Annotated in this window: 20 protein-coding genes, 1 tRNA gene and 5 pseudogenes; 9 read left to right on the forward strand and 17 right to left on the reverse strand. The window is 64.3% G+C overall.

Annotation, left to right across the window (positions count from 1 at the left end):
- Nucleotides 1–101: 101 nt before the first annotated feature.
- The 3 genes from CWO91_RS23540 to CWO91_RS43170 form a co-directional block, all read right to left on the reverse strand.
- Nucleotides 102–899 (reverse strand): enoyl-CoA hydratase, encoded by a 798-nt coding sequence (locus tag CWO91_RS23540; RefSeq protein WP_130216708.1) that lies wholly within the window; start codon nucleotides 897–899, stop codon nucleotides 102–104.
- Between the two features lie 167 nt (nucleotides 900–1,066).
- Nucleotides 1,067–1,768, reverse strand: coding sequence for an SDR family NAD(P)-dependent oxidoreductase (locus tag CWO91_RS23545; protein WP_130216710.1), 702 nt, complete (start codon nucleotides 1,766–1,768; stop codon nucleotides 1,067–1,069).
- Nucleotides 1,769–1,837: 69 nt separating this feature from the next.
- Nucleotides 1,838–2,005: a hypothetical protein gene (locus CWO91_RS43170; RefSeq protein WP_165405655.1), complete on the reverse strand. Its 168-nt coding sequence runs from the start codon at nucleotides 2,003–2,005 to the stop codon at nucleotides 1,838–1,840.
- On the opposite strand from CWO91_RS43170, the gene CWO91_RS23550 reads away from it, so the two are divergent.
- Complete coding sequence (locus CWO91_RS23550) at nucleotides 2,004–3,788, forward strand: acyl-CoA dehydrogenase family protein (protein ID WP_130216712.1); 1,785 nt, start codon at nucleotides 2,004–2,006, stop codon at nucleotides 3,786–3,788. The genes CWO91_RS43170 and CWO91_RS23550 overlap by 2 nt on opposite strands.
- 74 nt (nucleotides 3,789–3,862) lie before the next feature.
- Nucleotides 3,863–4,951 (forward strand): Zn-dependent alcohol dehydrogenase, encoded by a 1,089-nt coding sequence (locus CWO91_RS23555; protein WP_130216714.1) that lies wholly within the window; start codon nucleotides 3,863–3,865, stop codon nucleotides 4,949–4,951.
- A gap of 177 nt (nucleotides 4,952–5,128) precedes the next feature.
- Here the strand turns inward: CWO91_RS23555 and CWO91_RS23560 are convergent.
- From CWO91_RS23560 to CWO91_RS23595, 8 genes and pseudogenes are all read right to left on the reverse strand, one after another.
- Nucleotides 5,129–5,444, reverse strand: a pseudogene (locus CWO91_RS23560) (nuclear transport factor 2 family protein).
- A 152-nt stretch (nucleotides 5,445–5,596) separates the two neighbouring features.
- Nucleotides 5,597–7,069, reverse strand: coding sequence for an amidase (locus tag CWO91_RS23565; RefSeq protein ID WP_130216716.1), 1,473 nt, complete (start codon nucleotides 7,067–7,069; stop codon nucleotides 5,597–5,599).
- A 339-nt stretch (nucleotides 7,070–7,408) separates the two neighbouring features.
- Complete coding sequence (gene mbfA, locus CWO91_RS23570; RefSeq protein WP_130216718.1) at nucleotides 7,409–8,380, reverse strand: iron exporter MbfA; 972 nt, start codon at nucleotides 8,378–8,380, stop codon at nucleotides 7,409–7,411.
- A 65-nt stretch (nucleotides 8,381–8,445) separates the two neighbouring features.
- Entirely contained in the window at nucleotides 8,446–9,594 is a 1,149-nt protein-coding gene (locus CWO91_RS23575) for an alpha/beta hydrolase (RefSeq protein WP_130216720.1), read from the reverse strand.
- A gap of 158 nt (nucleotides 9,595–9,752) precedes the next feature.
- A complete protein-coding gene (locus CWO91_RS23580; protein ID WP_130216722.1) occupies nucleotides 9,753–10,622 on the reverse strand; it encodes an MBL fold metallo-hydrolase in 870 nt (289 codons plus the stop codon).
- Nucleotides 10,623–10,637: 15 nt separating this feature from the next.
- Nucleotides 10,638–11,249, reverse strand: coding sequence for a glutathione S-transferase family protein (locus CWO91_RS23585; protein ID WP_130216724.1), 612 nt, complete (start codon nucleotides 11,247–11,249; stop codon nucleotides 10,638–10,640).
- Between the two features lie 146 nt (nucleotides 11,250–11,395).
- Nucleotides 11,396–12,238 (reverse strand): fumarylacetoacetate hydrolase family protein, encoded by an 843-nt coding sequence (locus tag CWO91_RS23590; RefSeq protein WP_130216726.1) that lies wholly within the window; start codon nucleotides 12,236–12,238, stop codon nucleotides 11,396–11,398.
- 187 nt (nucleotides 12,239–12,425) lie between these two features.
- Nucleotides 12,426–13,277, reverse strand: coding sequence for an MBL fold metallo-hydrolase (locus CWO91_RS23595; protein WP_165405660.1), 852 nt, complete (start codon nucleotides 13,275–13,277; stop codon nucleotides 12,426–12,428).
- Nucleotides 13,278–13,403: 126 nt separating this feature from the next.
- Between CWO91_RS23595 and CWO91_RS23600 the strand changes: the two genes are divergently transcribed.
- A complete protein-coding gene (locus CWO91_RS23600; RefSeq protein ID WP_130216730.1) occupies nucleotides 13,404–13,880 on the forward strand; it encodes a DUF3775 domain-containing protein in 477 nt (158 codons plus the stop codon).
- A 50-nt stretch (nucleotides 13,881–13,930) separates the two neighbouring features.
- On the opposite strand, the gene CWO91_RS23605 is transcribed toward CWO91_RS23600, so the two are convergent.
- Nucleotides 13,931–14,713: an SDR family oxidoreductase gene (locus tag CWO91_RS23605; protein ID WP_130216732.1), complete on the reverse strand. Its 783-nt coding sequence runs from the start codon at nucleotides 14,711–14,713 to the stop codon at nucleotides 13,931–13,933.
- A gap of 125 nt (nucleotides 14,714–14,838) precedes the next feature.
- Nucleotides 14,839–15,351 (reverse strand): CvpA family protein, encoded by a 513-nt coding sequence (locus tag CWO91_RS23610; RefSeq protein WP_130216734.1) that lies wholly within the window; start codon nucleotides 15,349–15,351, stop codon nucleotides 14,839–14,841.
- Nucleotides 15,352–15,499: 148 nt separating this feature from the next.
- Here CWO91_RS23610 and CWO91_RS23615 point away from each other — a divergent pair, with 148 nt between their 5' ends.
- Nucleotides 15,500–16,261, forward strand: a complete 762-nt coding sequence (locus CWO91_RS23615) for an SDR family oxidoreductase (protein WP_130216736.1) — start codon at nucleotides 15,500–15,502, stop codon at nucleotides 16,259–16,261.
- A gap of 170 nt (nucleotides 16,262–16,431) precedes the next feature.
- Here CWO91_RS23615 and CWO91_RS23620 read toward each other — a convergent pair.
- A pseudogene (locus CWO91_RS23620) lies at nucleotides 16,432–16,549 on the reverse strand (GMC oxidoreductase); the annotation flags it as partial.
- 18 nt (nucleotides 16,550–16,567) lie between these two features.
- Nucleotides 16,568–18,048: pseudogene (locus tag CWO91_RS23625) on the reverse strand (coniferyl aldehyde dehydrogenase).
- Nucleotides 18,049–18,358: 310 nt separating this feature from the next.
- Between CWO91_RS23625 and CWO91_RS23630 the strand changes: the two are divergent.
- Together CWO91_RS23630 and CWO91_RS23635 are read left to right on the forward strand one after the other, a co-directional pair.
- Nucleotides 18,359–18,435 (forward strand) — tRNA-Met (locus tag CWO91_RS23630).
- Between the two features lie 274 nt (nucleotides 18,436–18,709).
- Complete coding sequence (locus CWO91_RS23635) at nucleotides 18,710–19,609, forward strand: alpha/beta fold hydrolase (protein WP_130216738.1); 900 nt, start codon at nucleotides 18,710–18,712, stop codon at nucleotides 19,607–19,609.
- Between the two features lie 504 nt (nucleotides 19,610–20,113).
- Here the strand turns inward: CWO91_RS23635 and CWO91_RS45470 are convergent.
- Nucleotides 20,114–20,755, reverse strand: a pseudogene (locus tag CWO91_RS45470) (thermonuclease family protein); the annotation flags it as partial.
- A gap of 356 nt (nucleotides 20,756–21,111) precedes the next feature.
- Here CWO91_RS45470 and CWO91_RS23645 point away from each other — a divergent pair.
- The 3 genes and pseudogenes from CWO91_RS23645 to CWO91_RS23655 all read left to right on the forward strand — a co-directional run.
- Nucleotides 21,112–21,828, forward strand: a pseudogene (locus tag CWO91_RS23645) (ATPase); the annotation flags it as partial.
- A gap of 334 nt (nucleotides 21,829–22,162) precedes the next feature.
- Entirely contained in the window at nucleotides 22,163–23,380 is a 1,218-nt protein-coding gene (locus CWO91_RS23650) for an OpgC domain-containing protein (RefSeq protein ID WP_130216742.1), read from the forward strand.
- Between the two features lie 35 nt (nucleotides 23,381–23,415).
- Entirely contained in the window at nucleotides 23,416–23,904 is a 489-nt protein-coding gene (locus CWO91_RS23655) for a DUF2059 domain-containing protein (RefSeq protein WP_128942391.1), read from the forward strand.
- Nucleotides 23,905–23,920: 16 nt separating this feature from the next.
- Here CWO91_RS23655 and CWO91_RS23660 read toward each other — a convergent pair whose 3' ends face one another.
- The gene (locus CWO91_RS23660; RefSeq protein WP_130216744.1) at nucleotides 23,921–25,033 is read right to left on the reverse strand and encodes an ABC transporter permease; all 1,113 of its coding nucleotides are present in this window, start codon (nucleotides 25,031–25,033) and stop codon (nucleotides 23,921–23,923) included.
- Between the last annotated feature and the right edge of the window lies 1 nt (nucleotide 25,034).

A 25,034-nucleotide genomic window follows, 5' to 3' on the forward strand; every position in this document is an offset into this window, starting at 1 on the left:
TAGCCCGGATGGAGCGAAGCGAAATCCGGGAGTCTTTCCACGGGCGCAGACTTTCCCGGATTTTGCTTCGCTCCATCCGGGCTACAATTCAACGGCAGCGCCTACTTCCCCGAAAACACCGCCTTGCGCTTCTCGATAAAAGCCTGCACCGCCTCCTTGTGATCGGCGGTCGTGGTCAGGCGGATCAGCCGCTCGGCCTCGTGGTCGCGCGCGGTCTCGAAGTCGAACAGCAGGGCCTCGTCGAGATTGTCCTTCATGTAGCGCAGTGCGAGGCGCGGACCTTCGGCGAGCGATTTGGCCAGCGCGAAGGCTTCAGTTTGCAGCTTGTCATCAGGCACCACGCGATTGACGAGGCCGATGGTCTCGCACCTGACGGCGTCGACCCGGTCGCCGGTGAACATCAATTCGCGCGCCCGCGCGGTGCCGACCAGCCTGGTGAGCAGCCAGGCGATGCCGTAATCACCACTGAGCGCGATGCGGGCGTAGCCGGTGGCGACGAACGCCGATTGCGCGGCGATGCGGATGTCGCAGGCCATGGCGATGGCAAGCCCGGCGCCGACCGCGGGGCCGGGCAGGGCGGCGATGGTCGGCTTGCGCACCGACACTAGCGCGCCGGTGAGCAGCCGCTGCCGCTCCTGGAGATCGGCGATGCGATCCTCGAGCGACATCTCCAGCTTCTTCGGATCACGATGCGCGCCCATGCCCTTGACGTTGCCGCCGGCACAAAAGGCTTCACCCGCGCCGGTGAGCAGCAGCGCGCCGACATCAGGATTCTCGCCGCAGCTCCGGATCATCGTGCGCAGCGCTGGCGTCAGCGTGTCCGATAGTGAATTGCGCGCTTCCGGCCGGTTCAGCGTGATGACAGCGACGCGGTCGCGGATGGTGGTTTCCGTGGTCATGTCGATTCCTTATTCGCCCGTCATTGCGAGGAGCCCGCGACAAAATTGCGAAGCAATTTTGCGCTGGCGACGAAGCAATCCAGTCTGTATCCGCGGAGATATCTCTGGATTGCTTCGCTTCGCTCGCAATGACGATTGTTGTGACGCTATTGCCTCAAAACACCGCCTCAAAAATTCTCCACCCACGGCCGCAGCTCCAGCTCCCAGCTCCAGGCGCTGCGCGGCTGCTGCAACACGTTCCAATAGCTCTGCGCGATCGCATCGGGATCGAGCATCGAATCCGGTCTGTCTGCCGATTCCGCACGGGCCGCGCTGCGGATCGCGCCGTCGATGACGAAATGCGCGACATGGATGCCCTGCGGCGACAATTCGCGCGCCATGCTCTGCGCGAGGCCGCGCAGCGCGAACTTGCCCATCGCAAAGGGCGTCGACTGCGCATAGCCCTTGACGCTGGCCGAGGCGCCGGTGAACAGGATCGCGCCGTGCTTGTTCGGCAGCATGCGTTTGGCCGCCTGCTGCGCCACCAGGAAGCCGCCATAGGCGCTGACCGCGATCGCCTGCGCCACATCGGCCGGGACGAGATCCAAGAACGGTCCGCGCGTGCGGCCGCTGGCGTTGTAGACGACGAGGTCGGGCGTGCCGATCTCGCGCTCGACCAGGCCGAACAGCCGCTCGACCTCCTCAGGCTCCGTCGCGTTGCAGGCATAGGCCTTGGCCCCGGTCTCGGTGCAGAGCGCGCCCAGCTTCTCGATCTTGCGCGCGGCAAGGGCGACGCGGATGTTCTGGGCCGCAAACAGCCGCGCCAGCGACGCGCTCAATCCTTCGCCGGCGCCGACGATGAGCGCGATCTTATATTTTGGGTGTTCCATGGCGTGATCTCTCGGAGACAGGAAGCCGTTGATCTATGCATGGTCCGCGCGGACAACCAACCGGGGCGGTCACAATTCCGCAGGGCGAATTGCTCCCCCCGCGGCGATCATGCCGCCCTGACGATTTGCGGCTTTATCCGCATCCGCCTCTGGAGCATGATCGACATCATCCCAAGCGGCAAGCGCCAAAACAAGCGCAAAGAATTGCCGTCGGGCGGAAACGAAGAGGACGATCATGCACAAGCCGGTCCCAGCGCAGCCAGAACATGTCGCGGCCGAGACGTCCGGCCTGCTGGCGCCCGACACGTCAGGCATGAATTTCTATCGCGCCGATCCCGCGCTGACGGACCTCTTGCGCATCCATCTGCCGGACACGTTGTTCCGCCATATCGAGCCGCATCTCGACCGCCTCGGTGAACTCGCCGGCGGCCCGCTCGACGAATGCGCGCGGCTTGCCGACCGGCACACGCCCATCCTGCATCAGCGCGACAAGTTCGGCCGCGACATACAATGGATCGAATATCATCCGGCCTATCGCGAGCTGGAGAAAGCCGCGTTCGGTGAGTTCGGCATCCACGCGCTCTCGATCCGCAAGGGCATCATGGGCTGGCCGGACAAATATCCCGTGGTCGCCAAGCACGCCTTCACTTTTCTGTTCAACCAGACTGAATTCGGCATGGGCTGTCCGATCAACGTCACCGACGGCTGCGCCAAGCTGCTGGCGAATTTCGGCAGCGAGGCGCTGAAGGCCAAATATCTCGATGGTCTCACGCAGACGGATATGAGCAAGCTGACGCAGGGCGGCCAGTTCATGACCGAGAAGGAAGGCGGCTCCGACGTCGGCACGCTGACCACGCGCGCGGTGCAGGAGGGCGACCATTGGCGCCTCTATGGCGAGAAATGGTTCTGCTCGAACGCCGACGCCAAGGTCGTGATGCTGCTGGCGCGGCCCGAAGGCGCCGGCCCCGGCACGCGCGGCGTCGGCCTGTTCCTGATGCCGCGCTTCCTCGACGACGGCGCGCAGAACAACTACCGGATCGTGCGCCTCAAGGACAAGCTCGGCACGCGCTCGATGGCCTCGGGCGAGATCAAGCTCGAAGGCGCGATCGCCTATGCCGTCGGCAAGCTCGACCGCGGCTTCGTGCAGATGGCCGAGATGGTGAACTCGTCGCGGCTCTCCAACGGCGTCAAATCCGCCGCGCTGATGCGGCGGGCCTATCACGACGCCATGACGGTCGCGAAGAACCGCGTGGTGTTCGGCAACCGCATCATCGACCTGCCGCTGGGACGGCGGCAGATGCTGAAGATCATGCTGCCGGTCGAGCAGGCGCTGTCGATGAGCTTCCTCACCGCCGACGCGCTCGATCGCGCCGAGGCCGGCAGCCAGGATGCGGCGGCCCTCTTGCGCATCCTCACACCGACGCTGAAGTTCCGCGCCACGCGCGATGCGCGAAAGGTTTGCGGCGATGCGCTCGAGATGCGCGGCGGCATCGGCTATATCGAGGAATTCGCCACCGCCCGCCTGCTGCGCGATGCTCATCTCGGCTCGGTCTGGGAAGGCACTGGAAACATCGTCGCGATCGATGCGCTGAGGCGCGCAGTCGGCCGCCATGGCGCGGAATCCGCGCTCGCGGCCGATCTTCATGCCCGGCTCGACGACAGCGCGTCGGTGCCGCAGGCCTGGCGTGATCATCTGCGCGGTCTTGTCGATCGTGCGGTCGGCTTCGCACGCGAGGTCGCGGGCAAGGCCGACAACGAGGCGGACGCGCGTCGCGCCACCAGCCTGCTCTATCATGTCGCCAGCGCCGTCGCGCTGGCCTGGGAAGGGCATCGCATCCACGACATGCGCGGCGATGCGCGCCGGCTGTTGCTGTCGCGTCTCGTGATCGACCACCGCGTGTTGCCGAGCGATCCGTTCCGGCTGACGGAAAATCCAGTGCAGCAGAAGATCGCCGCGCTGGTGCTCGGCGATCGCGCAGGCAGCATGAGCGAGGTTGGCGAACTGGTTCTGGCGGCGTAGGCTTCTCCACCTCTCCCTATGGGAGAGGTTGGAGTCCCCGCACTCAACGAAATTATAACAAGGAGGAAACACCGATGAAGGCCGCCGTCCTCTATGAAGTCAACCAGCCGCTCGTCATCGAGGACATCAGCCTGCCGAAACCGGGCCCGCGCGAGGTCCTGATCCGCACGGCGGTCGCCGGCCTCTGTCACTCCGATCTGCACTTCATGGAGGGGCTTTATCCGCATCCGCTGCCCGCGGTGCTTGGGCACGAGTCGGCCGGCGTGGTCGAACAGGTCGGATCCGACGTCACTTACGTCAAGCCCGGCGATCACGTCGTCACTTGCCTATCCGTGTTCTGCGGCACCTGCGATAACTGCACCACGGGGCGCACCGTGCTCTGCACCGACACGACGGTGAAGATGCTGCCGGGCGTCTCGGACCGGATGCAGTGGGCGAAGCCCGAGAAGCTGCACCAGTTTCTCAACCTCTCGTCCTTCGCCGAGCAGATGCTGGTGCACGAGAACGCGATCGTCAAAATCCGGAAGGAGATGCCGCTCGATCTCGCCGCGCTGATCGGCTGCGGCGTCATCACCGGCTACGGCGCGGTCGTGAACACGGCCAAGGTGACGGCCGGCGAGACCGTGGCGGTGATCGGCTGCGGCGGCGTCGGTATGGCCGCGATCAACGGCGCGCAGATCGCCGGCGCCGGCCGCATCATCGCCATCGACACCAATCCGGCCAAACTCCAGCTCGCGACCAAGCTGGGGGCGACCGACATCATCAATCCCGCCGATGGTGATGTCGTGAAACAGGTACGCGATCTCACCAATGGCGGCGTGCATCATTCCTTCGAGGTGCTCGGTCGCAAGGAGACCGCGGAGCAAGCCTTTGGCATGCTCGCCTCGGGCGGCACGGCCACCATCGTCGGCATGATTCCGTTCGGCCAGAAGATCGAGCTGCACGGCTTCGACTTCCTGCGCGAGCGCAAGATCCAGGGCTCGTCGATGGGCTCGAACCATTTTCGCGTCGACATGCCGCGCCTGGTCGATTTCTATCTGCGCGGCCGGCTGCACCTGGAGGACTGGATCTCGGCCAAGCTGAAGCTAAACGAGATCAACGAGGGCTTTGCCAACATGAAAGCCGGCAAGACGCTACGCAGCGTGATCGTGTTTGATAGTTAATGATCGGCGTTTGCCGGCTGCTCAGGCGTTGTCGCCCCAATTCAGGTGTCATCGCCCGGCTTGACCGGGGCCCAGTACGCCGCGGCGGCAATTGTGTGAACGAACTGCCGCCGCGGAGTACTGGGCCCCGGTCAAGCCGGGGCATGACAGCGGAGTGTAGGGATAGCTTACCTCAGCTCACCGCGACACGTGCGCGGACACAGCGAGCCACTTCCCGTTCGTCTTCGCCCAGCAATCGGTATATCGCCCACTCGCCTGCTGGCCATCCGCCGTGGTGTAGCTGGTCGCGGCGTGGGTGCGCATGCAAATTGCGGATCGCGATCGGCCGCGCCGTCTGCTCCAGGAAGGCTGTGCGATCGACCAGCGTCTTGTCGGGATTGGAGCAGTAGAACTCCGGCGCCAGGATCTCATCGAAGCGCCTGACGTCGCAGTTCTGCACGGAGGCGACATAGTCGCGGTTGAGCGCGGTGAGCTGTTCGAGGTCGTTGCTCATTCTATTTTCTCCCTCCCGGGGATGTGCGTAGCACAAAATCTCGAGGTTGTTTTTACCCCGTCATTGCGAGGAGCCCTTGCGACGAAGCAATCCAGAATCGTTCCGCAGTGACAGCCTGGATTGCTTCGCTTCGCTCGCAATGACGGGGAGGACTAGTCGTCAAACATCTTCGGCGGCACGAACCCGCCGAACTCGCGCTCGATCAGCTCGGCGAGCTTCAGCGGTGTCCGGTCCTCGAGGAACGGCCCGATCATCTGCACGCCGACCGGCAGGCCATCCTTCGACAGACCGAGCGGAATGGCTGTTGCCGGCAGGCCCGTCAGCGTGGCGATGCCGGGCCAGGCAAGCTGGTCCGGATAGACATAGTCCTTGCCGTCGATGTTGATCCGGCGCGTCTCCTGCTGCGGCGAATGATCATGCGGATAGGCCGGTGTCGGCATGATCGGGCAGATCACCGCATCGAATGTCCTGAACAATTGCCGCCATTGCGCGCGCAGCCCGGCGCGGGCGCCCTCGTCGAACACCCAGGTCTGATGCGAGCAGGTCATGCCGCGCAGCCGCTCGGCCGCAAGGCTCTTGTCCTCAGGTGAGAGTTGCGCCGCCCCCGCACGCGCGCCGGCGAGAATGTCGGGCGGAAAGAACGCGCCGAGAAAGCTCATCAGCATGCGCATGTAGAGGCGCGAGGCTTCCGTGAAATCCGGAAACAGCGGGCTCTCGCGTGCGACGCGCGCGCCCATGCTCGCCAATTGGCCCGCCAGCTTCTCGATCGCGCCGCGAATGTCGGCATTCGCGGGCAGCAACGGGTGACTGTCGATCACCAGCACACGGAAATCCTTCAGTGCGTGGTGTCGCGCCTCCGGCAGCGCGAGCTTGTATCCGATGCCGAGGTCCAGCGGATCGGGGCCTGCCATCACCTCCAGGAGCAAGGGCAGATCGGCTGCACTCCGCGCCATCGGACCGATCACCGCCATGTCGCGCTCCATCGGGATGGCCGGAAATGGCGGCGGTGTATGGCCGCGCGTCGGGCAGAGATTGTAGGTCGGCTTGTGCGCATAGACACCGCAGTGGAAGGCGGGCACCCGCAGCGAGCCGCCGATGTCGGAGCCGAGCGAGAGCGGTCCGTAGCCGGCTGCGAGCGCCGCAGACGAGCCGCCCGATGAGCCGCCGGGCGTGCGGCCGAGATCGAACGGATTGTTCGTGGTGCCGTAGATCTCGTTGTAGCTCTGCCAATCGCCCAAGCCGACGGGAACGTTGGTCTTGCCGAGGATGATGCCGCCGGCGTTCTTCACCCGGGTGATCGACAGTGCGTCCTCCGCCGGCTTGAAATCCTTCTGCGGCGTCCAGCCCCAGGTCGTGGGCAGGCCGGCGACGTTGAAGGATTCCTTCACGGTGACCGGTAGGCCGAGCAGCGGTTTGCTTTCGCCGCGCGCCAGCGCCGCGTCCGCCTCACGCGCGGCGCCGAGCGCGCGATCGAAATCCCGAACGCAGATCGCGTTGATCTTGCCGTCGTGACGTTCGATGCGGTCGATCGCGTCCTGGGTGAGCTCGACCGCGGAGACTTTCTTCGCGGTCAATGCGGTCGACAGCTCGACCGCGCTCTTGAAACTCCATTGCGATTTGGCCACGGCACCTCTCCTGTTCTTATTGTCGGACGATGATGCGCAGTTTGGCCGAATGCCGCAACGGCTGTTTGATCGCGATTGATATGTGGGCGGGATAGCGTCGCCACAAATTCCGCCGTCGTCCCGGCCTAGTGCGCAATTGCGCACGGGGGCCGGGACCCATACCGCGCGATCTATCGAGGGCGCACGGTGTACGTTGCCGCCGCACCTAATAACTGGGAATCTTCGCCAAATGACTGCCTGTGGTTATGGGTCCCGGCCCCCCGTGCGCAATTGCGCACTAGGCCGGGACGACAGCAGAGGATTGGTGGCGACGGGCGATGACAACGGAGGGTGAGGCTACTACGCCGCCCCGATCACGATCCCCACCGCCAGCACGATGGCGCCGCCGAGCACGATCTGGAATACGGCCTGGAGGAATGGTGTGTCCATGTAGCGCGCGCGGATGAAGGCGATCGCCCACAATTCGAAGAACACGACGACGCAGGCGATTGCGGTTGCAATCCAGAATGCGTTGGCCCAGCTGTCCGGCACGAGATAGGGCGCGGTGTGGCCGAGTCCGCCGAGCGTCGTCATTGCGCCGCAGGTGAGGCCGCGCAGCCAGGGCGAGCCGCGCCCGGTCAGCGAACCGTCATCGGACAGCGCTTCCGCAAAGCCCATGCTGATGCCGGCGCCGATCGATGCGGCAAGGCCCACCAGAAATGTCTGCCAGTTCTGGTGCGTGGCAAAGGCCGCCGCAAACAGCGGCGCCAGCGTCGAGACCGATCCGTCCATCAACCCGGCGAGGCCCGGCTGCACATATTGCAGCACGAACATCCGTCGCCGCGTCCGGTCTTCCTCGGCGCGCACGTCGGGCTTGAGGATCTCGCCCGTCAGTCTGGCGGCAGTGTTCTCGTGGCTCTTCTCGGCCTCGGCGAGGTCGCCGAGCAGCCGGCGGACGTTGACGTCCTCGGCCCGCTCGGCGGCCTTCGCATAGAAGCGCTCGGCCTCGAGCTCCATGGTCTCGACTTCTTTCCGGATCGTGTCGAGCGGCAGGTTCTTGGTCAGCCAGATCGGGCGGCGGCGCAAAAAGCCCTTGACGTCCTCGCGGCGGATCGGCGGCAGGTGCTGGCCGAAACGCTGCTCGTACATTTCCAGTAGCATGTGCCGATGGCCGCGCTCCTCCTCAGCCATCTGCTCGAACAGCTTTGCCGAATCCGGATAGCGCTCCTTCAGGTCCTCCGCGAAGGTCATGTAAATGCGACTGTCCTCCTCCTCGGAGGAGATCGCGACCGCAAGCACCTCGCGCTCGGTCAGATCGGCAAAATTCTTCACGACGGCCCTGTCACGAATTTAGAATTATTCTAAACTATATAGGACGCCGCGGTTCCCCGGTCAAATCAGCCGGTGCGGGCCTTTGCGAGGAAGTCCAGCAGCAACCGGGCGACTTCGGCCGGCTGCTCCTGCTGCACCCAATGGCCGGCGCCATCGACCAGATGGCAGCCCAGCATCTTTGTGCACGCGCGCGCCTGCATCGCCTCGAACACGCCGGGGCGCTGATAGGTGCCCCAATCCTGCTTGCCCGAGATAAAGCAGGAGGGCACGTCGATACTGCGGCCAGAGAACAGTTGCAGTTCATGATTGAAAGCCCCCGATGTGCCGCAGCGATACCATTGCAGCCCACCCTGGAATCCGGTGCGGCCATATTCGGCGGCGTAATAGGCGAGCTCGCGATCGGGCAGCCATTGATTGGCGACGATGGCGGCCGGCGACGGCATCTCTTTCGCGACCGTCTCCGGCATGGTCTCATTCAGGTCCATCACGTAATAGGTCGGCAGCTTCGCCAGTTCGTTCGCCGACCACGATTCCAGCGGGTGCGGCTTGTTGCCGGTCCAGTCCGCGCTCTTGTGATGATAGTAGGCGCGCAGGAAATCGTGCACGCCCTGCGGCGCGCGGTGCATGTCGGCGTTGGCCGCGCGTGTCGAATAGTACCATTGATAGTGTTTTCGCGGGCGCGGCAGCGCGGCAAGCTCGCGATGCACTGCGTCTTCGGCCGCAGGCTTTGCCGGCGTGTCGACTGTGTTGAAGGGCAGCGGCGGCGGTCCGCCGAACGGCGCGCTCATCATCGTCACTGAGCGAAACACGTCGGGCCGGATCAGCGCGCACCAGGCCGCCACCGGGCTGCCGAAATCATGTCCGACCACATCAACCTGCCGGTAGCCGAAAGCCGACACCAGCGCGAGCGCGTCACGCACCAGGTTGAAGAGCGAGAAGGGCGCGAGATCGCCGTCGTACTCGGCGATCCATCCCGTCGTGCGCCCATAGCCGCGCTGGTCCGGCGCGATCACGTGATAGCCGGCGGCGGCGAGCGCCGGCATCACCTTGCGCCAGGAGAAGGCCAGCTCGGGAAAGCCGTGCAGCAGGAGGATGCAGGGCCGGCCCTTGGTCTCGAAGCCGGCTTCCAGCACCTGCATGCGCAAGCCGTTGATGCCGTCAACGTAACGCGAGCGGATGCCGGCGGGAAGGGGGATGTCGGAGAGCGTTGGCATCGTTTCCTCCGTGAGGGCACGAAATACAAGGGTGGGTTAGCGCAGCGTAACCCACCGCTTCTGCGTCTGCGGAAACCAAATAGGTGGGTTACGCTCAGCGTCTCCGCTTCGCGCAGCCGCAGAGCTAACCCACCCTACGACGTCCCTACGAGATCTCGCTACACCGCCGCGCAGACGAATCCGCTGCCCTTGCGCTTGATCTTCCCGATCGACGGCGAGGGGAAATGCGCGGTGCAGCACAGCGTGTCGCTGTCGCAATAGCGCTCCAGGAAGCTGCGGCGCGTTTTCGCCGCCGTGGCCTGATCGACGTCGAACTTCATCGACAGCTCCGGATAGAGCGCCTGTAGCGGCGAGTGGATGAGATCGCCGGAGAACACCGCATCGTCCTTGCCGCGTCCGATGGCGAAGGCGACATGGCCCGGCGTGTGGCCGGGCGTCGGCAGGATGCGGATGTGATCGCCGATCTGATGGTCGCCGCCGACGAGTTCGTGGCGCCCCGCCTCCACCACCGGCAGCACGCTGTCGGCAAAGGGCGGGACCTCCGCCTTCGCATTGTTCTCGGTCCAGTAGTCGAACTCCCGCTTGGCGAAGACATAGCGCGCCTTGGGGAAGGTCGGCACCCAGCGGCCGTTCTCGAGCCGGGTGTTCCAGCCGACGTGATCGGCATGCAGATGCGTGCACATCACGAAGTCGATGTCGCCCGCCGACACCCCGGCGGCGTGGAGGCCGCGCAAATAGGTGTCGTCGGTCTTCAAGTGCCATTTCGGTCGCTGCGGCCGCGGCTTGTCATTGCCGATGCAGCTGTCGATCAGGATGGTGTGATGCGGCGTCTTCACCACGTAGGACTGGAAGCACAGGATCAGCGTGTCCTGCTCGTCCAGTGCCTTGGCCTGTCGCATCCAGTCCCGGTTCTCGGCCAGCACCTCCGCCGTCAGCCCCGGAATGAACTCCAGCGCCGAGAAGAAGGGGACTTCCTGCTCGATGACGCGATGGATCGTGAGATCGCCGATCGAGTATTTGAGGCTCATGAGAGCTCCTGCGATTTACGCTGGAGGCGGCACCGAGATTTTCACGGAGGGCCGCTCCAGCATCTTCTGATTGAAGGCGTCGAGCTTCGGATAGGCCTTGCGCCAGCCGCAATCGGCGAAACGGAAGTCGGCATAGCCGAGCACGCAAACGAGGCCGATCTGCGAGATGTCGAACGGGCCGTTCAGCACCTCTGGCATGTTCTCGAAGCGCGCCATGCCGGTCCAAGCCCTGTTCCAATGGTCGTCCGACCAGGCCTGCCATTGCAGGCCCTGCGGCCGCACCATCTTCTCGTAGCGGCACAGCAGCATGGAATCGAGCATGCCGTTGATCAGCGAGTGGTTGGTCTTGGCCTTCCACCGCCGCGGACCGTAGCCGGGGATCAGGCTGCCGCCGGCCATCTCATTGAGATATTCGACGATGACGTAGGAGTCCAAAATCACGTCGCCGTCATTGGTGATCAGCACCGGCAGCTTCTTCAGCGGCGTGATGCGCGAATAGTCCTCGTTGGCCGTGCCCGGCGCGACGGTTGCGGGCACGAGCTCGATCTTGTCGATCAACCCGAGCTCGATCGCGGCGATGCGCACCTTGCGGGCGAAGGGCGAGGCGGGGGAGAAGGTGAGTTTCATGGCGAGTACCTTGACGAATATCCGGCAGTTGTTTTCGTCACTGCGAGCGAAGCGAAGCAATCCAGGCTGTCTCCGGGGAAATAGTCTGGATTGCTTCGTCGCTTCGCTCCTCGCAATGACGGTGTGGCAACAGCTGTCGTCGCAGCCTACGCCGCGATGATCTCCTGGCGCTGCTCGCCGAGACCTTCGATGCCGAGCGTGACGACGTCGCCGACATTGAGGAAGGTCGGCGGCTTCATGCCGAGGCCGACGCCGGGCGGGGTGCCCGTGGTGATGATGTCGCCGGGCAGGAGCGTCATGAACTGCGAGACGTAGGAGACGCACTTCGCCATCGAGAAGATCATCGTCTTGGTCGAGCCGGTCTGGCGGCGCTGGCCGTTGACGTCGAGCCACATCGGCAGGTCCTGCACGTCCTTGATCTCGTCCTTGGTGGCGAGCCACGGCCCGAGCGGGCCGAACGTGTCGTGCGACTTGCCCTTGGTCCACTGGCCCAGGCGCTCGGTCTGGAAGTTGCGCTCGGAGACGTCGTTGCAGACGCAATAGCCGGCGACGTAGTTCAGCGCGTCGGCTTCCGAGACATATTTGGCACGGGTGCCGATGATCGCGGCGATCTCGACCTCCCAGTCGAGCTTGGTCGAGCCGCGCGGCTTCTCGACCGCGTCGTTCGGGCCGGACAGCGAGGTGTTCGCCTTCATGAAGATGATCGGCTCGCTCGGGATCGCAGCGCCGGTCTCCTTGGCGTGGTCGCTGTAGTTGAGGCCGATGGCGACGAATTTCGAGATGCCGGTGACCGGCGCGCCGAACCGCGGCTTGCCTGACACGGCGGGCAGCGAGGCGGGATCAAGGCCTGCCAGCTTCTTCAGGGTATCCGGCGAATAGGCTTCACCGGTCAGGTCCTTCACATGCGCCGACAGGTCGCGCAACTGGCCGGATCTATCGATCAGGCCGGGCTTTTCCGCACCCTTCTCGCCGTAACGAACAAGCTTCATTCTCGTTTCTCCCTGGGAATGGACCGATCGGTTGAACTGCTTCATGGAACAGGGCGGCGGGAAATTCAACCGCCTAGAGAGGAGCGCATTGCTGCCAATCTTTGGAAGGTGGGCAAAGGCGCCGAGCGCCGTGCCCACCAATTCTTTTTAATGGCCGGGACGGTGGGCACGCGTCGCTTTGCCCACGCTACGATTGCAACGCCTCAAACCTGAACGCGTCTCCCGCCCGCTTGATATGCCCGGCCGAATAGTGCCCGCCGATCACCAGTGTCGGCGTGTCGGCAAACCGCGAGAACATCTCGTGCCGGGTCGCCGCCGATTGAGCGGGATCGGAATCGACGACCGAGCACCAGTCGAGATGCGCCATCTGGCAGGGATGATGGGCAACGTCGCCAGTCAGAAGCCCCTGCTCGCCACCGGACTCGATCAGGACGCTCATGTGCCCGGGGCTGTGGCCCGGGGTCGGGATCATCTTGATTTCCTCGCAGAGCCGGTGGTTGCTCGGGATCAGCTCGGCCCGGTCAGCATCGACGACCGGCTTCACGGAATCGTTGAACACCGCAACCTTGTCCGGCTCGACCGTGTAATCGCGCCAGTACTCATATTCGGTCCTGCCGAAGAGGTAGCGCGCCTTCGGGAAGGTCGGCACCCATCGGCCGTCGACCAGCCTCGTGTTCCAGCCGACATGGTCGACGTGAAGATGCGTGCACAGCACGGTGTCGATGCTCTCGGGGGGAAAACCCGCCGCCGTCATGGTCTCCAGAAACGGCGTGCTGCGGTTGTTCCAGGTCGGGACGCTACGGCCTTGCTTGTCGTTGCCAAGGCCGGTGTCGACCACGATCCGGCGCGAAGACGTCTCCACCACCAGCGAGTGGATCGACATCTTCAGCCGGCCTTCTTCGGTGGCGAACTGCGGGATCAGCCAGGACAGCTTCCGGATCTCGTCGTTGGTCGCTGCCGGCAGGATGAAGCGGGTCGAGCCCACCGTCTCCATTTCGACGAATTTCGTGATCTTGACGTTGCCGACCTTCCACTGCATCCGGCGCATCCCCGTGTTCTTGCTCTTGCGTTGGAACATGCGCATTTTCCGCCATCAAGCGCAATGGATCATCTGAGGTGATGTGGCGTTATCGCGGGGAACCGGAAAGAAGCTGGAGAGGGAGCCATGCCAGAGCTTGCGATTTCCGCGGACAAGGTCGCCTTCATCATCGAGAAGGCGCGCGAATTCGACGTCAAGGAGGCGGCTTCCGATCCGGATTCCGGCTCGAACCCGAGCGATGACGACGCGATCGACGTCCTCGAGGACGACGGCTCCGATCCGGTCGGCCACGAGCTCGGCAGCTTCATGATCGTCTTGAACGAGGACGAGCAGATCGATCTCGTCGCGCTGACCTGGCTCGGTCGCGGCGACGGCACCATCGATGATTGGGACGATTTGCGCGCTCGTGCGGTGGAGGCGCGGGGTGAGTATGGCAGCCCGCGCCGCGAAACGGTGCACTATCTGCTCGGTGAGCCCATGCTGGGCGATCTGCTCGCTGCTGGACTCGACGAATTCGGTATCGACTGGGCCAGTGAGCGTCTCACCGCCGATTCCTCCGATCCCAGCGAGCGCGACGAGGACGAAGCGACGAAGCAGCGGTAACTTCGTTAGACCACTCTCTCCCCGCAGTCGCGGGGAGAGAGTGGAGAGCTTTACAGCGTTCCCGGGAACGCGCCGCCATCGAGCAAGATGTTCTGCCCGGTGATGAAGCCGGCCTTGGCGCCGCAGAGGAAGGCGCAGGCATAGCCGAACTCGTCGGGCTGGCCGAAGCGCCCGGCGGGGTTGAGCTTGGCGCGCTCGGCCAGGATCTGCTCCGGCGTGACACCGCGCTTGTCGGCCTCGGCCTTGGCGGTGCCGGTCAGGCGGTCGGTCTCGAACGGGCCGGGCAACAGGCCGTTGATCGTGACGTTGTTGATCACGGTCTTGCGCGACAGGCCGGCGATGAAGCCGGTGAGGCCGGCGCGTGCACCGTTGGAGAGGCCGAGGATGTCGATCGGCGCCTTCACCGCGGCCGAGGTGATGTTGACGATGCGCCCGAACTTGCGCGCCATCATGCCGTCCACCGTCGCCTTGATCAGCTCGATCGGGGTGAGCATGTTGGCGTCGATCGCCTTGATCCAGTCGTCGCGGGTCCAGTTGCGGAAATCGCCGGGCGGCGGGCCGCCGGCATTGTTGATCAGGATATCAGGCTCGGGGCAGGCCTTCAGCACGGCCTCGCGGCCCGCCGGCGTCGTGATGTCGCCGACGATCTCGGTGACGGTCACGTCAGGATAGGCTTTGCGGATATCGTCGGCCGTCTTCTTCAGGGCTTCGGCGCCGCGCGCGGTCAGCGTGACGTGAACGCCGGCCTCCGCCAGTGCGATGGCGCAGGCGCGCCCGAGACCCTTGCTGGATGCGCAGACGATGGCGCGGCGACCTTTGATCCCAAGATCCACTGTTTCACTCCCGTAATGTCAGGCAGGTTTTGGATGCGGCCACTTTAGCCAACATCAGTGCCGCTGATAAGGGACGGGCCCACGTCAAAATGCATGGCGAGTCCGCGCGGCGATGCAAATGCGCCCTAGATGCGCCGCTCCTGCTTGAGGCGGTCGATCGCGGCAGCCGCCTCCGGCGGCAGCGACTTGAATCCCATCCGCCCCACCGTCGAGAACAACGGCCGCAGATGCGAGCCGGCGAGGAACGTCGGCTCGCGGTTGGCCGGCACGATCTGGTCGAACACCGCTACCAGCGTGATGGCGACGAGGCCGACCCTGATGGCGCCGAGCGCGGCGCCGCCGAGCCGGTCGCCGATGCCGGCCTCGCCGATGGTGTCGTTCAGCGCGATGCGGCCGATATGCCCGAGCAGCATGCCGACCACCACGAAGATGGCGAAGAACCAGATCCAGTTCTGGAGCAGCGGCGAATTCGGGTTGGCTGCGATCTGCGGCGCGATCAGCGGCATCAGCGCCACCGCCATCGGCGCGGCGAGGAGATAGGCGAGGATGGTCATGGCGCTGCGCAGCAGCCCGGTCCTGAACCCGAGGCCGACCGCGATGGCGAGTGCCGCATAGACCGCGAGATCGAAACCGTTCATGCGTGCGAGCTCACCTCGGGGAACGTTGCTGCGCTGGAACGAATGAACGCCGCACCGATCATTCCGGTTTCAGATCGCTAAAATCGTCTGTATTGATGGCTGCAAAAGCTCAGGGATTACGCCCAAGGAAGTCGTCAAGGAAATCGTCATGTCAGACCTATTCGACGTCAGTAAAGAAACCATCCTCGTGACCGGCGCGAGCCAGGGGTTGGGGCGGCAATTTGCCCGGGTGCTGGCGGCCCATGGTGCATCCGTCGCACTCGCGGCGCGGCAGACCGACAAGCTGAAAAGCCTGGAAGAAGAAATCCGCGGCAAGGGCGGCCGCGCCGCCGCCGTCGCGCTCGACGTCACCGACACCGCATCGATCGCCAGGGCGGTCGATGCGGTGGAAGCCGTGCTCGGGCCCGTCACCGTGCTGATCAATAATGCCGGCATCGCCATCGAGAAGCTCGCGACCGAGCAGACCGAGGCCGATTGGGATGCCGTGATCGGCGCCAACCTGAAGGGCGCCTATTTCCTCGCGACGGAAGTGGCGCGGCGCATGATCGCGCGCAAGCAGTCGGGCAACATCGTCAACATCGCTTCCGTGCTCGGCACCGGCGTGCTCAAGGCGGTGTCGCCCTACGCGATCTCCAAGGCCGGCATCATCCAGGCGACGAGGGCGATGGCGCTGGAGCTCGCGGGCCAGAACATCCGCATCAACGCGCTCGCGCCCGGCTATGTCGACACCGAGATGAACCACGCCTTCTGGTCGACGCCGGCGGGCGAGCGCCTGGCCAAACGCATCCCGCAGCGCCGCGTCGGCGCCGAGTCCGATCTCGACGGCGCGATCCTGCTGCTGGCGTCGAATGCGTCGCGCTATATGACCGGCAGTGTGGTCACCGTGGACGGCGGGTTCTTGCTGAATTGATTTTCTCCGTCGTCCCGGACAAGCGCGCCTCAAGCGCGCGCAGATCCGGGACCCATAACCACAGGGAGAAGTGTGGTGCGAGATCGGTAACTCCGAGTCTTCGCCAAACCTCTCCCTGTGGTTATGGGTCCCGGCCTTCGCCGGGACGACGATGAGGAGACAGCGTCGCGCTAACTCGCCCGCATCTCCCCCCTGATCATATCCGCCGCCTTCCCCGATCATGATCGTCGGCGCGTTGGTGTTGCCGCCGATCAGCGTCGGCATGATCGAGGCGTCAACGACGCGCAATGACGGTGTTTGCCACCCCTACGACATGAACCGCATCAACTTCTCCAACCGCGCGATCTTGCCGCCATAGGGCGGATAGAGGTCTGCGAGTCGGTTGAACTTGGAGCGATAGAACACCGGCTTCAGCTTGCTGAAGGTGCGAAAGCCCCATTCGCCGTGATAGGCGCCGGTGCCGGATGCGCCGACGCCGCCCATCGGCTGGTTGATTTGCGTGAAGTGGAACAGGCAATCGTTGACGGTGACGCCGCCGGAGATGGTGCGTGCCAGCACCTCGTCGCGTGCGTTGCTGTCCTTGCCGAACCAGTACAGCGCCAGCGGCCGGTCGCGGGCGTTGACGAAGGCGATGGCGTCGGCCGGATCGCGATAGCCCAGCACCGGCAGCACCGGCCCAAAGATCTCCTCCTGCATCACGGCCATCGCTTCGGTCGCACTGAGGATCAGCGTCGGCGGGAATTTGCGGTGCGCCTTCCAGTTGGGATCGTCGGGCCTTGCCGGTTGCAGGATCTTGGCGCCGCTCTGGGCCGCATCCGCGACGAGGCCTTCGAGCCGCGCATAGTGCCGGTCGGAAATGACGGAGGTGTAGTCCTTGTTGGCGGGATCGGTGCCGAACATGCGCCGCATCTGTGCGCGCACCTTTTCGGCAAAGGACTGTACCGAATTCTCCGGCACCAGCACATAATCCGGCGCGATGCAGGTCTGTCCCGCATTGAGCAGCTTTCCATAGGCGATGCGCTCGGCTGCTTCGTCGAGATCCGCCGAGGCGTCGATGATCGCCGGCGACTTGCCGCCGAGCTCGAGCGTAACAGGCGTCAGATTGCGTCCCGCAGCCTCCGCGACCAGCCGCCCGACCCGCGTCGAGCCGGTGAAGACGAGATGATCGAATGGCAGGCGCGCAAAGCCCTTTGCGATCTCGTCCTCGATGCCGGTGACGAGCACTTCGGTGGCATCGAACCTCTGCCCGACCGTCTCCTTCAGCAGCGCCGAGAAGTGCGGCACGAGCTCGCTCGGCTTGATGATGACACGGTTGCCGGCGGCGATGGCGCCGATCGCGGGCGCGAGCGTGAGCTGCAGCGGATAATTCCAGGGCGCGATGATGCCGACCACGCCGAGCGGCTGCGGCATCAGCCGGTTGCGCGCGGGCAGGAATTGCAGCGCGGTGGCGACGCGCTGGGGTTCATCCAGCTCTTCAAATGTTTGGTGGCATGCCGGATCTCGGAGAACACCAGCATGGTCTCGGCAATCGTGGTCTCGACCGCCGAGCGGTGGCCGAAATCGGCCGAGATCGCCTGCCGGAAGCGCTCCTCGTTGTCCGCGACAACGCTGCGCAGCCGCGCCAGCCGGTCGAGCCGCTCGGCGAGGTCAGGCGCCGGCTCAGCCCGCGACCGCGCGACCATGGCATGGAAGGCATCCTCCAGCGCCCGCAGCGGGGTGCTTGTCAGGGGCTGGTCCAAGGCTGGGTCAAAGGCAGGGTCCAAGGCACGGTCCGAGGCACGGTCCATGGTGTTCCTCCCTAAAATGGGCGTCTGGCCCTGATTTTGTTGCGGCCAAGCTGGCCCTTTGCGGAACTCCTGGCAAGTGCATGCCAAACGGACCCAAAATCGCTCCATCCGTTGTCATAAAGTCGAAAAAAACGTTCCCGCAGCCCTTTCCAAAGGCAGCCCGCCTTGATACATACGCCTCGCACCCGACGGGCATCGCCCCGGGTTGCCTTCCAAGGAAGCCTTTGGGACGAGTGAGGCAAGCCACGCGAACAGCGCGGGCCTCAACCGACCGTCCCGGCATTTTGGCGAAGGCAAAGCAAGTGTTTAACGCGGGGTGGAGCAGCCCGGTAGCTCGTCAGGCTCATAACCTGAAGGTCATAGGTTCAAATCCTATCCCCGCAACCAAATTCGGATTGACCGGATCCGATATGAAAATGGCCCGCATGACGCGGGCCATTTTTGTTTTGGGGGCATCGATCGTGCATGTCCCACCTCGGCGAAGCCGACGACACGCCACCTCATCATAGGCGAAGGTGTCGGACCCAAGGGCGATCAGTCCACTGAATGAGAATGCATTCTGCAAGGAACCCGGGGTGAGTCCGGGCGTCAACACGGGGACTATGGGGGCGCGATCCGGTACTCACTTGTTGGTTTGCCGTCGTTCCGAAGGACTGGTCCAATGAAGTTCGAGGATTTCGAGACCGCTAATGTCCAGGCGGACGAAGCAGGAATCTGCATACGCCACGCCGGTTCGGGGCCGGCCGTTCTCCTGTTGCACGGATTCCCGCAGACGCATCTGATGTGGCGAAGCGTTGCGCCGCTGCTCGCCGAGCACTTTACCGTGGTCTGCGCCGACCTTCGCGGATACGGCCGCAGCAGCTGCCCTCCCTCCGGGGCGGATCATGCGCCTTATGCAAAACGGGCGATGGCGAAGGACATGGTTTCTGTCATGACAAAACTTGGCTTCGATCGTTTTTCGGTTGCAGGCCATGATCGCGGTGGCCGTGTTGCTTATCGGCTCGCGCTCGACCAAGGCCAGCGCGTGGAGCGGCTTGCCGTCCTTGACGTCGTCCCGATTGCCGATGCCTGGGAGCGCGCCGACAAAAAACTGGCAGTCGGGTATTGGCCGTGGTCATTGCTTGCTCAGCCGGAACCTCTTCCGGAGCGGCTAGTGTCGGCAGCTCCCGATGCCGTCATCGACAATGCACTCGATGGCTGGGGCTCTGCAGCAAGCAGCTTCAGTCCAGCTGTCCGAGCCGCCTATGTCGAAGCGCTGAGCGATGAGGCGCATGTGCACGCCGTCTGCGAGGAATATCGCGCGGCAGCGACAATCGATCACGAGCACGATTTGGCGGATCGTCGTTCCGGCCGCCGGATCGACTGTCCCGTCCTCGTTCTCTGGAGCGGCCGCGGCCCCTTGAATTCGTGGTACGCAAGCGAGGGTGGGCCCTTGGGGCTATGGCGCACCTGGGCCGACGACGTGCAAGGAAAGGCGCTTGATGGAGGGCACTTCTTCCCGGAAGAGCTTCCGCAGCAGACTGCAGACGAGCTGCATCGATTTTTCAGTAGCACTAGCTAGCAGATCAGACGCATTGGGCCAGGGGTGATCGTTCTCGATGCCTTATCGGAGCCGAGAAAGCTTTAGTGCCAGAGCAGGGCGCAACCTCGTTCTGGAGAGCGCGCCTTCTCAAAACGCCGTAATCACCTTCCCATCCGCTCCCACTAGCCTCGACGGCGCCTCCCCAAACACCAGCCCCTCCGGCTGAAACTTGATCGTTGTCCCGCCCTCGACGAACTCCGCGAAATTCCGCGGCGTTGCCGAGTGCACGCCGTTGGCCAGGAAGTCGTCGATCTCGTAGCAGGTGTCGGGCTTGCCGCCGGAGCCTTCGCTCAAAAACTTCTGGAAGGTCTGGCTCGTGATCTTCGCCTTCTTGCGTGCCGACCAGTTGGTGTAGCGGCGGTAGAGTTTTGGCGGGATCACCGGGCCCTTGTCGGTCGTGAGCACATCGGTCTCGCCAGCCCTGGGCTCGCGCAGGTCGAAGTCGAAGGCGCCAATCGTTTTGGCGAGATGCTTCCAGACCGGCAGCTTCTTCGCACGCGCGGGCTTGGCGAGGGCAAGGAAAGCCTTGATCTCGTCCTCGTTCATCGAGGAGTAGAACGTCGGATAGGCAAAGCCCCGCTCGACCAGCCAGTGGTTGATGTCGATTGTCTCGCCGCCGACCGTCACCTCGATGTCGCCGACCAGTCGTCCATAGGTGTCGAACACCTCGTTCGGCGCATCGACATGGGTGAACACCCGGCAGGGAAGCGTGGCTCCGCCGGCACTGCCGAGGAAGTCATGCAGCGCCTTGCTCGCGGTGGCGCCGAGGAATTGCCGGTAGGAATGCGTGACCTCGTGATAGGCCTGCTTCTTGGCCTCCGTCAGTCCCTTCTTCTCGGCGGTCGTGAGCGGCGACGGCTGATAGTGTAGCTCCGGTGCGTCGATGCCCTGGAGGCGGACGGTGAGCTTGCCGTTCTTGATTGGCGCCGTCGCGGTGCGGCCCTTGACCTTGGCGCCCGCGAAGACATGGGTCGGCTGGGACGGCGAGGTGTCGTTCTTACGGAAGCGGATCGCGTCCGGCGCGATGGCCACCACCACCTTGGTGGTGTCGGCGTCCGACCGCCCCTCCGGCCAGAACTGCTCGACCTCGATGGTGCCTTCGACCTCCAGCAGTCCCACGGGCATCGGCCGCTCCTGTCAAACGAACGCAACGGTTGCTTTCCGCGGAGACGACTCGCGCGCAGTGAGGAGCAACGGATCATCTTCCTGCGACAGGCCCATGACGGCAGGTGGGACAGGCGCGATGCGGCTGCGGCGACAGCTTGCGACTTACACGAAGCTGACAGCGGCGTTCTCGCAGTGGATGAGCTCGAAGGGGCTAAGCGACGGACGGCAGGCCTTGGGCGAACGGCGATCAGTCGCAACAAACCCCCGCGCGCCTGTCGCGCGGGGGCGGCAATGGGTTCTTGAACCAACAATGCTTGTGGAAGATCACGATCTGTACGGACAGACCATCGTCAAATGCGCGTGTCCGCACCCAATTGCTGGGGCCGGATGCCAGCCCACCCGTCGGCACGCCCCCGAAATATACCCTTCTCCTCTGCTGCATGATGAAGAGCTTCACCCACACCGTCATGGGCGAGCTCGACGTCGCCGAACAGCTCCAACAACAAGCTTCCGCGATCGCGGACGAGACCAACCGTCCCTACGACCGCGTCGCCGCGGCCTATAGCGGCGGATGGCTGAAGCTGGGGCAGAACGATCCGGCGGCGGCAGCTTCCATCCTCGAGGACGGCTTCGTCCTCGCGCAGAAGCACGGCATCCGGCTGTTCGTGCCGGTGCTCGCCTGCCATCTCGGCATGGCCTATCTGGAGCAGGGCCTGCTCGATCGGGCGCGGGGCATGCTGACCGACGCGCGCGAGGAGGCGAAGGCGGTCGGCTATACCTCGGCGGTGCTGCGCAGCTCGATCTACCTGGCGTTGGCCACCTACCGCCTCGGCGATGTCAGGGGTGCGCAGAACATGCTGCGCGAGGCGCGCAACACGGCGCGCCAGCAGGGGTTTTCGGGCCTCGAGGCCGAGGCCCTGTTTGGCGAAGCCGTGGTGACGCCGGCGTCCAGCGCCGAAAACAGGGCGGCCATGCTCGCTTCCTTGCGCGCCGCTATCGCGATCGCCTCCGAGAGCGGCGCGCTGCCGCTTCAGCACAAGGCCGAGGCGATGCTAGGCGAGATGCTCGCCCAAGGCGACGAGCTCACCTGAACCCTGCGCACTTCATCTGTTGGGCGTGCGATGGTACCGTCGTGTCGGTTTTTCTGCCCGACGGGTCAATTAAATATTGCAGCTGATACAAAGGCTTAGCGTGACACTTCTACTGTGCATGGGGTTGTTTTTTCACATTTTTGCAGGCTCCGTCATCGTCCAGCGCAGAGGACGGCATGCCCGTATCTCCGCCGATGACAAAGTCCCTTGCGCGCGCAGCAAGGTCGGCTACCGTTGGCACTAGCCGCAGGGCCAGGTGACTTTTGGTTTTCAATTTCTAGCATCCGATTCTCCGGCGCCGCGATGGCGCGACGCCCACCGAACGAGGCGGGCCATGATTACACGGGACCAGTCGGCACTTTTGGCGCCGGTCGAGCGCGACCTGCGGCTCGATCTCTTCCGCGGCATCGGCCTGTGGATGATCTTCCTAGACCACATCCCGCACGACGTCGTGGCCTGGCTGACGCTGCGCAACTACGGCTTCAGCGACGCCGCCGAGTTCTTCGTCTTCATCTCCGGCTATCTGGTCGGCTGGATCTATGGACCGATCGTCGCGGGAGGCTGGTTTCTCGCCGCGGCCAAGCGGCTGTGGCGGCGCGCGGCCGAGCTGTATGTCGCCCACATCATGCTGTTCCTGCTGTTCACGGCGCAGATCGCGCGCACCGTACGTCGCTTCGACAATCCGATGTACGAGCACGAGTTCAACGTGTTTAATTTCCTGGCGCATCCGGACGAGCTGATCGGGCAGGCGATCCTCCTGAAATACAAGCCGGTCAATCTCGACGTGCTGCCGCTCTACATCACGCTGGTGTTCGCCTCGCCCTTCATCGTGTGGTGCCTGGAGCGCCGACCGAACCTGACGCTCGCCGGCTCCGTCGTGCTCTACGTGCTGTCGCGCTGGTTCGACTGGAACATCGCGTCCTATCCGCCCGGTGCGACCTGGTACTTCAATCCGTTCTGCTGGCAGCTGATGTTCGTGTTCGCGGCCTGGTGCGGCATCGGCCAGATCGACAAGGTCGCGACATGGGTATGGTCGAAGGCGGTGATGGGGCTGGCCGCAGTCTGGCTGGTCTTCGCGCTGCTGATCGTGATGACCTGGCACGTCCCTGCGCTCGAGGCGCTGATCCCGAAATCGATGATCAAGGCGATCTACCCGATCGACAAGACCGATCTCGACATGCTGCGCTTCACGCATTTCCTGGCGCTGGCGATCTGGGTGACTCATTTCCTCTCGCGCAAATGGCGGGCGCTGCATTCAAAATGGCTGCGGCCCGTGATCCTCTGCGGCCAGCATTCGCTGCCGATCTTCTGCCTCGGGGTGTTCCTGTCGTTCTCGGCGCACTGGATCCTGACGCAATACACCAAGGGCGTCTGGGAGCAGCTCGCCGTCTCCATCGTCGGCATCGTCATCATGGTCGGCGCGGCCTGGCTGCTCGGCCGGGCCGAGCGCGTGCCGAACCTGTTCGTGAAGGTGACGGAGGTCGAGGAGGCCGACACCGCATTGGACAACGCGCCGGCCGTGAGCGCTGCCGCCGCGCCTGCGAGCCGCTGAACGCACCGCGCCGCCTGCATTCTCACGGAGGGTCCATGTCCAGACGTTTGTCGACAATCGCCGGCATCTTCCTGCTCCTCGTCTGCGGGGCGTCGGCCCAGGCGCCGTCACCCGAGGCGATGACCGCAGCGCGCAAGCTCGTGGTCACCTTGAAGATCGCGGATCAGTATCGCACGCTGCTGCCGCAGCTCCTGCTCAAGCTGAGGCCCGTGGTCGCCCAGGACAGGCCGGAGATCGAGCGCGACTATGACGCGATGACGGCCCCTGGCTCCGAGATCTACGCCCCGTTCCTGGCATCGATCATCGACCAGGTCGCCGCGCTCTATGCTGCGAGCTTCACGGTGGATGAGCTGCGCCAGATCGAGGCGTTCTATGCCCAGCCGGCAGGGCAGAAATTCCTGGCGAAGTCGGACGCGCTGGCGCAGGCGGGCGCCCAGATCGGCCAGGACGTCAGCCTGAAGGCCGCCGACGAATTGAAGCAGCGCCTGATCGAGGCGCTGCGCCAGAAGGGACACAAGCTCTGAACCGCGCGACTGCGGGCTAGGCCAGAAACGCGCGGAAGCGCCGCAGCGCGATCACGAAGAAGATGCCGCCGATCAGCGTGAGCGCGACGAGCTGCGGCCACACCGCCTCGAGGCCAGCGCCGCGGAACAGGATCGCCTGCGCGAGCATCACGAAATGCGTGTTGGGCGCCGCCAGCATGATGTCCTGGACGAATTGGGGCATGCTTTCCCGTGGCGTCATGCTGCCTGAAAGCGTCTGTAGCGGCAGCAGGATCATGATCAGCAGCAGCCCGAACTGCGGCATCGATCCGGCGACCGTGGCCAGGAAGATGCCCATGCTGGTGGTGGCGAACAGCTGCAGCGCCGCGCCGAGTAGGAACAGCGCCAGCGAGCCGTCGATCGTGACCGCCAGCCATCCCTTCACCACGAAGCCGATCGACAGGGCGGAGGCAACCAGCACCACCGCTCCCATCGACCAGACCTTGCTCACCATGATCTCCAAGGGGGCAACCGGCATCACCAGGAGGTGCTCGATCGTGCCGTGCTCGCGCTCGCGGATCAGCGCTGCGCCGGTCAGGATGATCGAGAGCATGGTGATCGAGGTGATCACCTGGTCGATGGCGCCGAACCATGACTTCTTCAGCTCGGGGTTGAAGCGCGCCCGCAGCGCCAGCTCGATCGGCGGCGTCTGCGCATCGCGGGTGTGTGCCAGAAACTCCGCGACCTCCGCGCTGACGATCTGCTCGACATAGCCGCCGCCGTTGAACGCTTGCGAGATTCGCGTGGCGTCGACGTTGAGCTGGATGGCTGGCGACTTGCGCGCCAGCAGATCGCGCTGGAAGTCCGGCGGGATGTCCAGCGCGAAGGTGTCGAGGCCGGCATCCATCCTCCGGTCCATCTCGTATTGCGAGATCAGGCGCGGCTTGGAGAAATAGGGCGCGGTGAACGCCATCTCGATGCGCGTCGAGACTGGCGAATGATCCTCGTCGACGATGGCGATCGCGGCGCAGTTCAGGGTCTCCGGCAGCGCTCTTGCTCCGGCATAGACCGCCAGCGTGAAGGAATAGACGATGAGTACCAGCAGCATGGGGTCACGCACCAGGCCGCGCAATTCCTTGATGCCGAGCTGGAGCACGTTGCCAAAGCGCATG

Origin of the sequence: Bradyrhizobium genosp. SA-3 (genome assembly GCF_004212635.1) — a bacterium.
Taxonomy (GTDB): domain Bacteria; phylum Pseudomonadota; class Alphaproteobacteria; order Rhizobiales; family Xanthobacteraceae; genus Bradyrhizobium.

Excerpts from the sequence above, each read along its gene's own strand:
- CWO91_RS23555 (WP_130216714.1), top strand. The coding sequence starts at position 3,863 with ATGAAGGCCGCCGTCCTCTATGAAGTCAACCAGCCGCTCGTCATCGAG.
- CWO91_RS23575 (WP_130216720.1), bottom strand. The coding sequence starts at position 9,594 with ATGCCAACGCTCTCCGACATCCCCCTTCCCGCCGGCATCCGCTCGCGT.
- CWO91_RS23655 (WP_128942391.1), top strand. The coding sequence starts at position 23,416 with ATGTCCAGACGTTTGTCGACAATCGCCGGCATCTTCCTGCTCCTCGTC.
- CWO91_RS43170 (WP_165405655.1), bottom strand. The coding sequence starts at position 2,005 with ATGATCGTCCTCTTCGTTTCCGCCCGACGGCAATTCTTTGCGCTTGTT.
- CWO91_RS23595 (WP_165405660.1), bottom strand. The coding sequence starts at position 13,277 with ATGCAGTGGAAGGTCGGCAACGTCAAGATCACGAAATTCGTCGAAATG.
- CWO91_RS23635 (WP_130216738.1), top strand. The coding sequence starts at position 18,710 with ATGAAGTTCGAGGATTTCGAGACCGCTAATGTCCAGGCGGACGAAGCA.
- CWO91_RS23660 (WP_130216744.1), bottom strand. The coding sequence starts at position 25,033 with ATGCGCTTTGGCAACGTGCTCCAGCTCGGCATCAAGGAATTGCGCGGC.
- CWO91_RS23650 (WP_130216742.1), top strand. The coding sequence starts at position 22,163 with ATGATTACACGGGACCAGTCGGCACTTTTGGCGCCGGTCGAGCGCGAC.
- CWO91_RS23550 (WP_130216712.1), top strand. The coding sequence starts at position 2,004 with ATGCACAAGCCGGTCCCAGCGCAGCCAGAACATGTCGCGGCCGAGACG.
- CWO91_RS23540 (WP_130216708.1), bottom strand. The coding sequence starts at position 899 with ATGACCACGGAAACCACCATCCGCGACCGCGTCGCTGTCATCACGCTG.
- CWO91_RS23580 (WP_130216722.1), bottom strand. The coding sequence starts at position 10,622 with ATGAGCCTCAAATACTCGATCGGCGATCTCACGATCCATCGCGTCATC.
- CWO91_RS23585 (WP_130216724.1), bottom strand. The coding sequence starts at position 11,249 with ATGAAACTCACCTTCTCCCCCGCCTCGCCCTTCGCCCGCAAGGTGCGC.
- CWO91_RS23545 (WP_130216710.1), bottom strand. The coding sequence starts at position 1,768 with ATGGAACACCCAAAATATAAGATCGCGCTCATCGTCGGCGCCGGCGAA.
- CWO91_RS23615 (WP_130216736.1), top strand. The coding sequence starts at position 15,500 with ATGTCAGACCTATTCGACGTCAGTAAAGAAACCATCCTCGTGACCGGC.
- CWO91_RS23600 (WP_130216730.1), top strand. The coding sequence starts at position 13,404 with ATGCCAGAGCTTGCGATTTCCGCGGACAAGGTCGCCTTCATCATCGAG.
- CWO91_RS23610 (WP_130216734.1), bottom strand. The coding sequence starts at position 15,351 with ATGAACGGTTTCGATCTCGCGGTCTATGCGGCACTCGCCATCGCGGTC.
- CWO91_RS23590 (WP_130216726.1), bottom strand. The coding sequence starts at position 12,238 with ATGAAGCTTGTTCGTTACGGCGAGAAGGGTGCGGAAAAGCCCGGCCTG.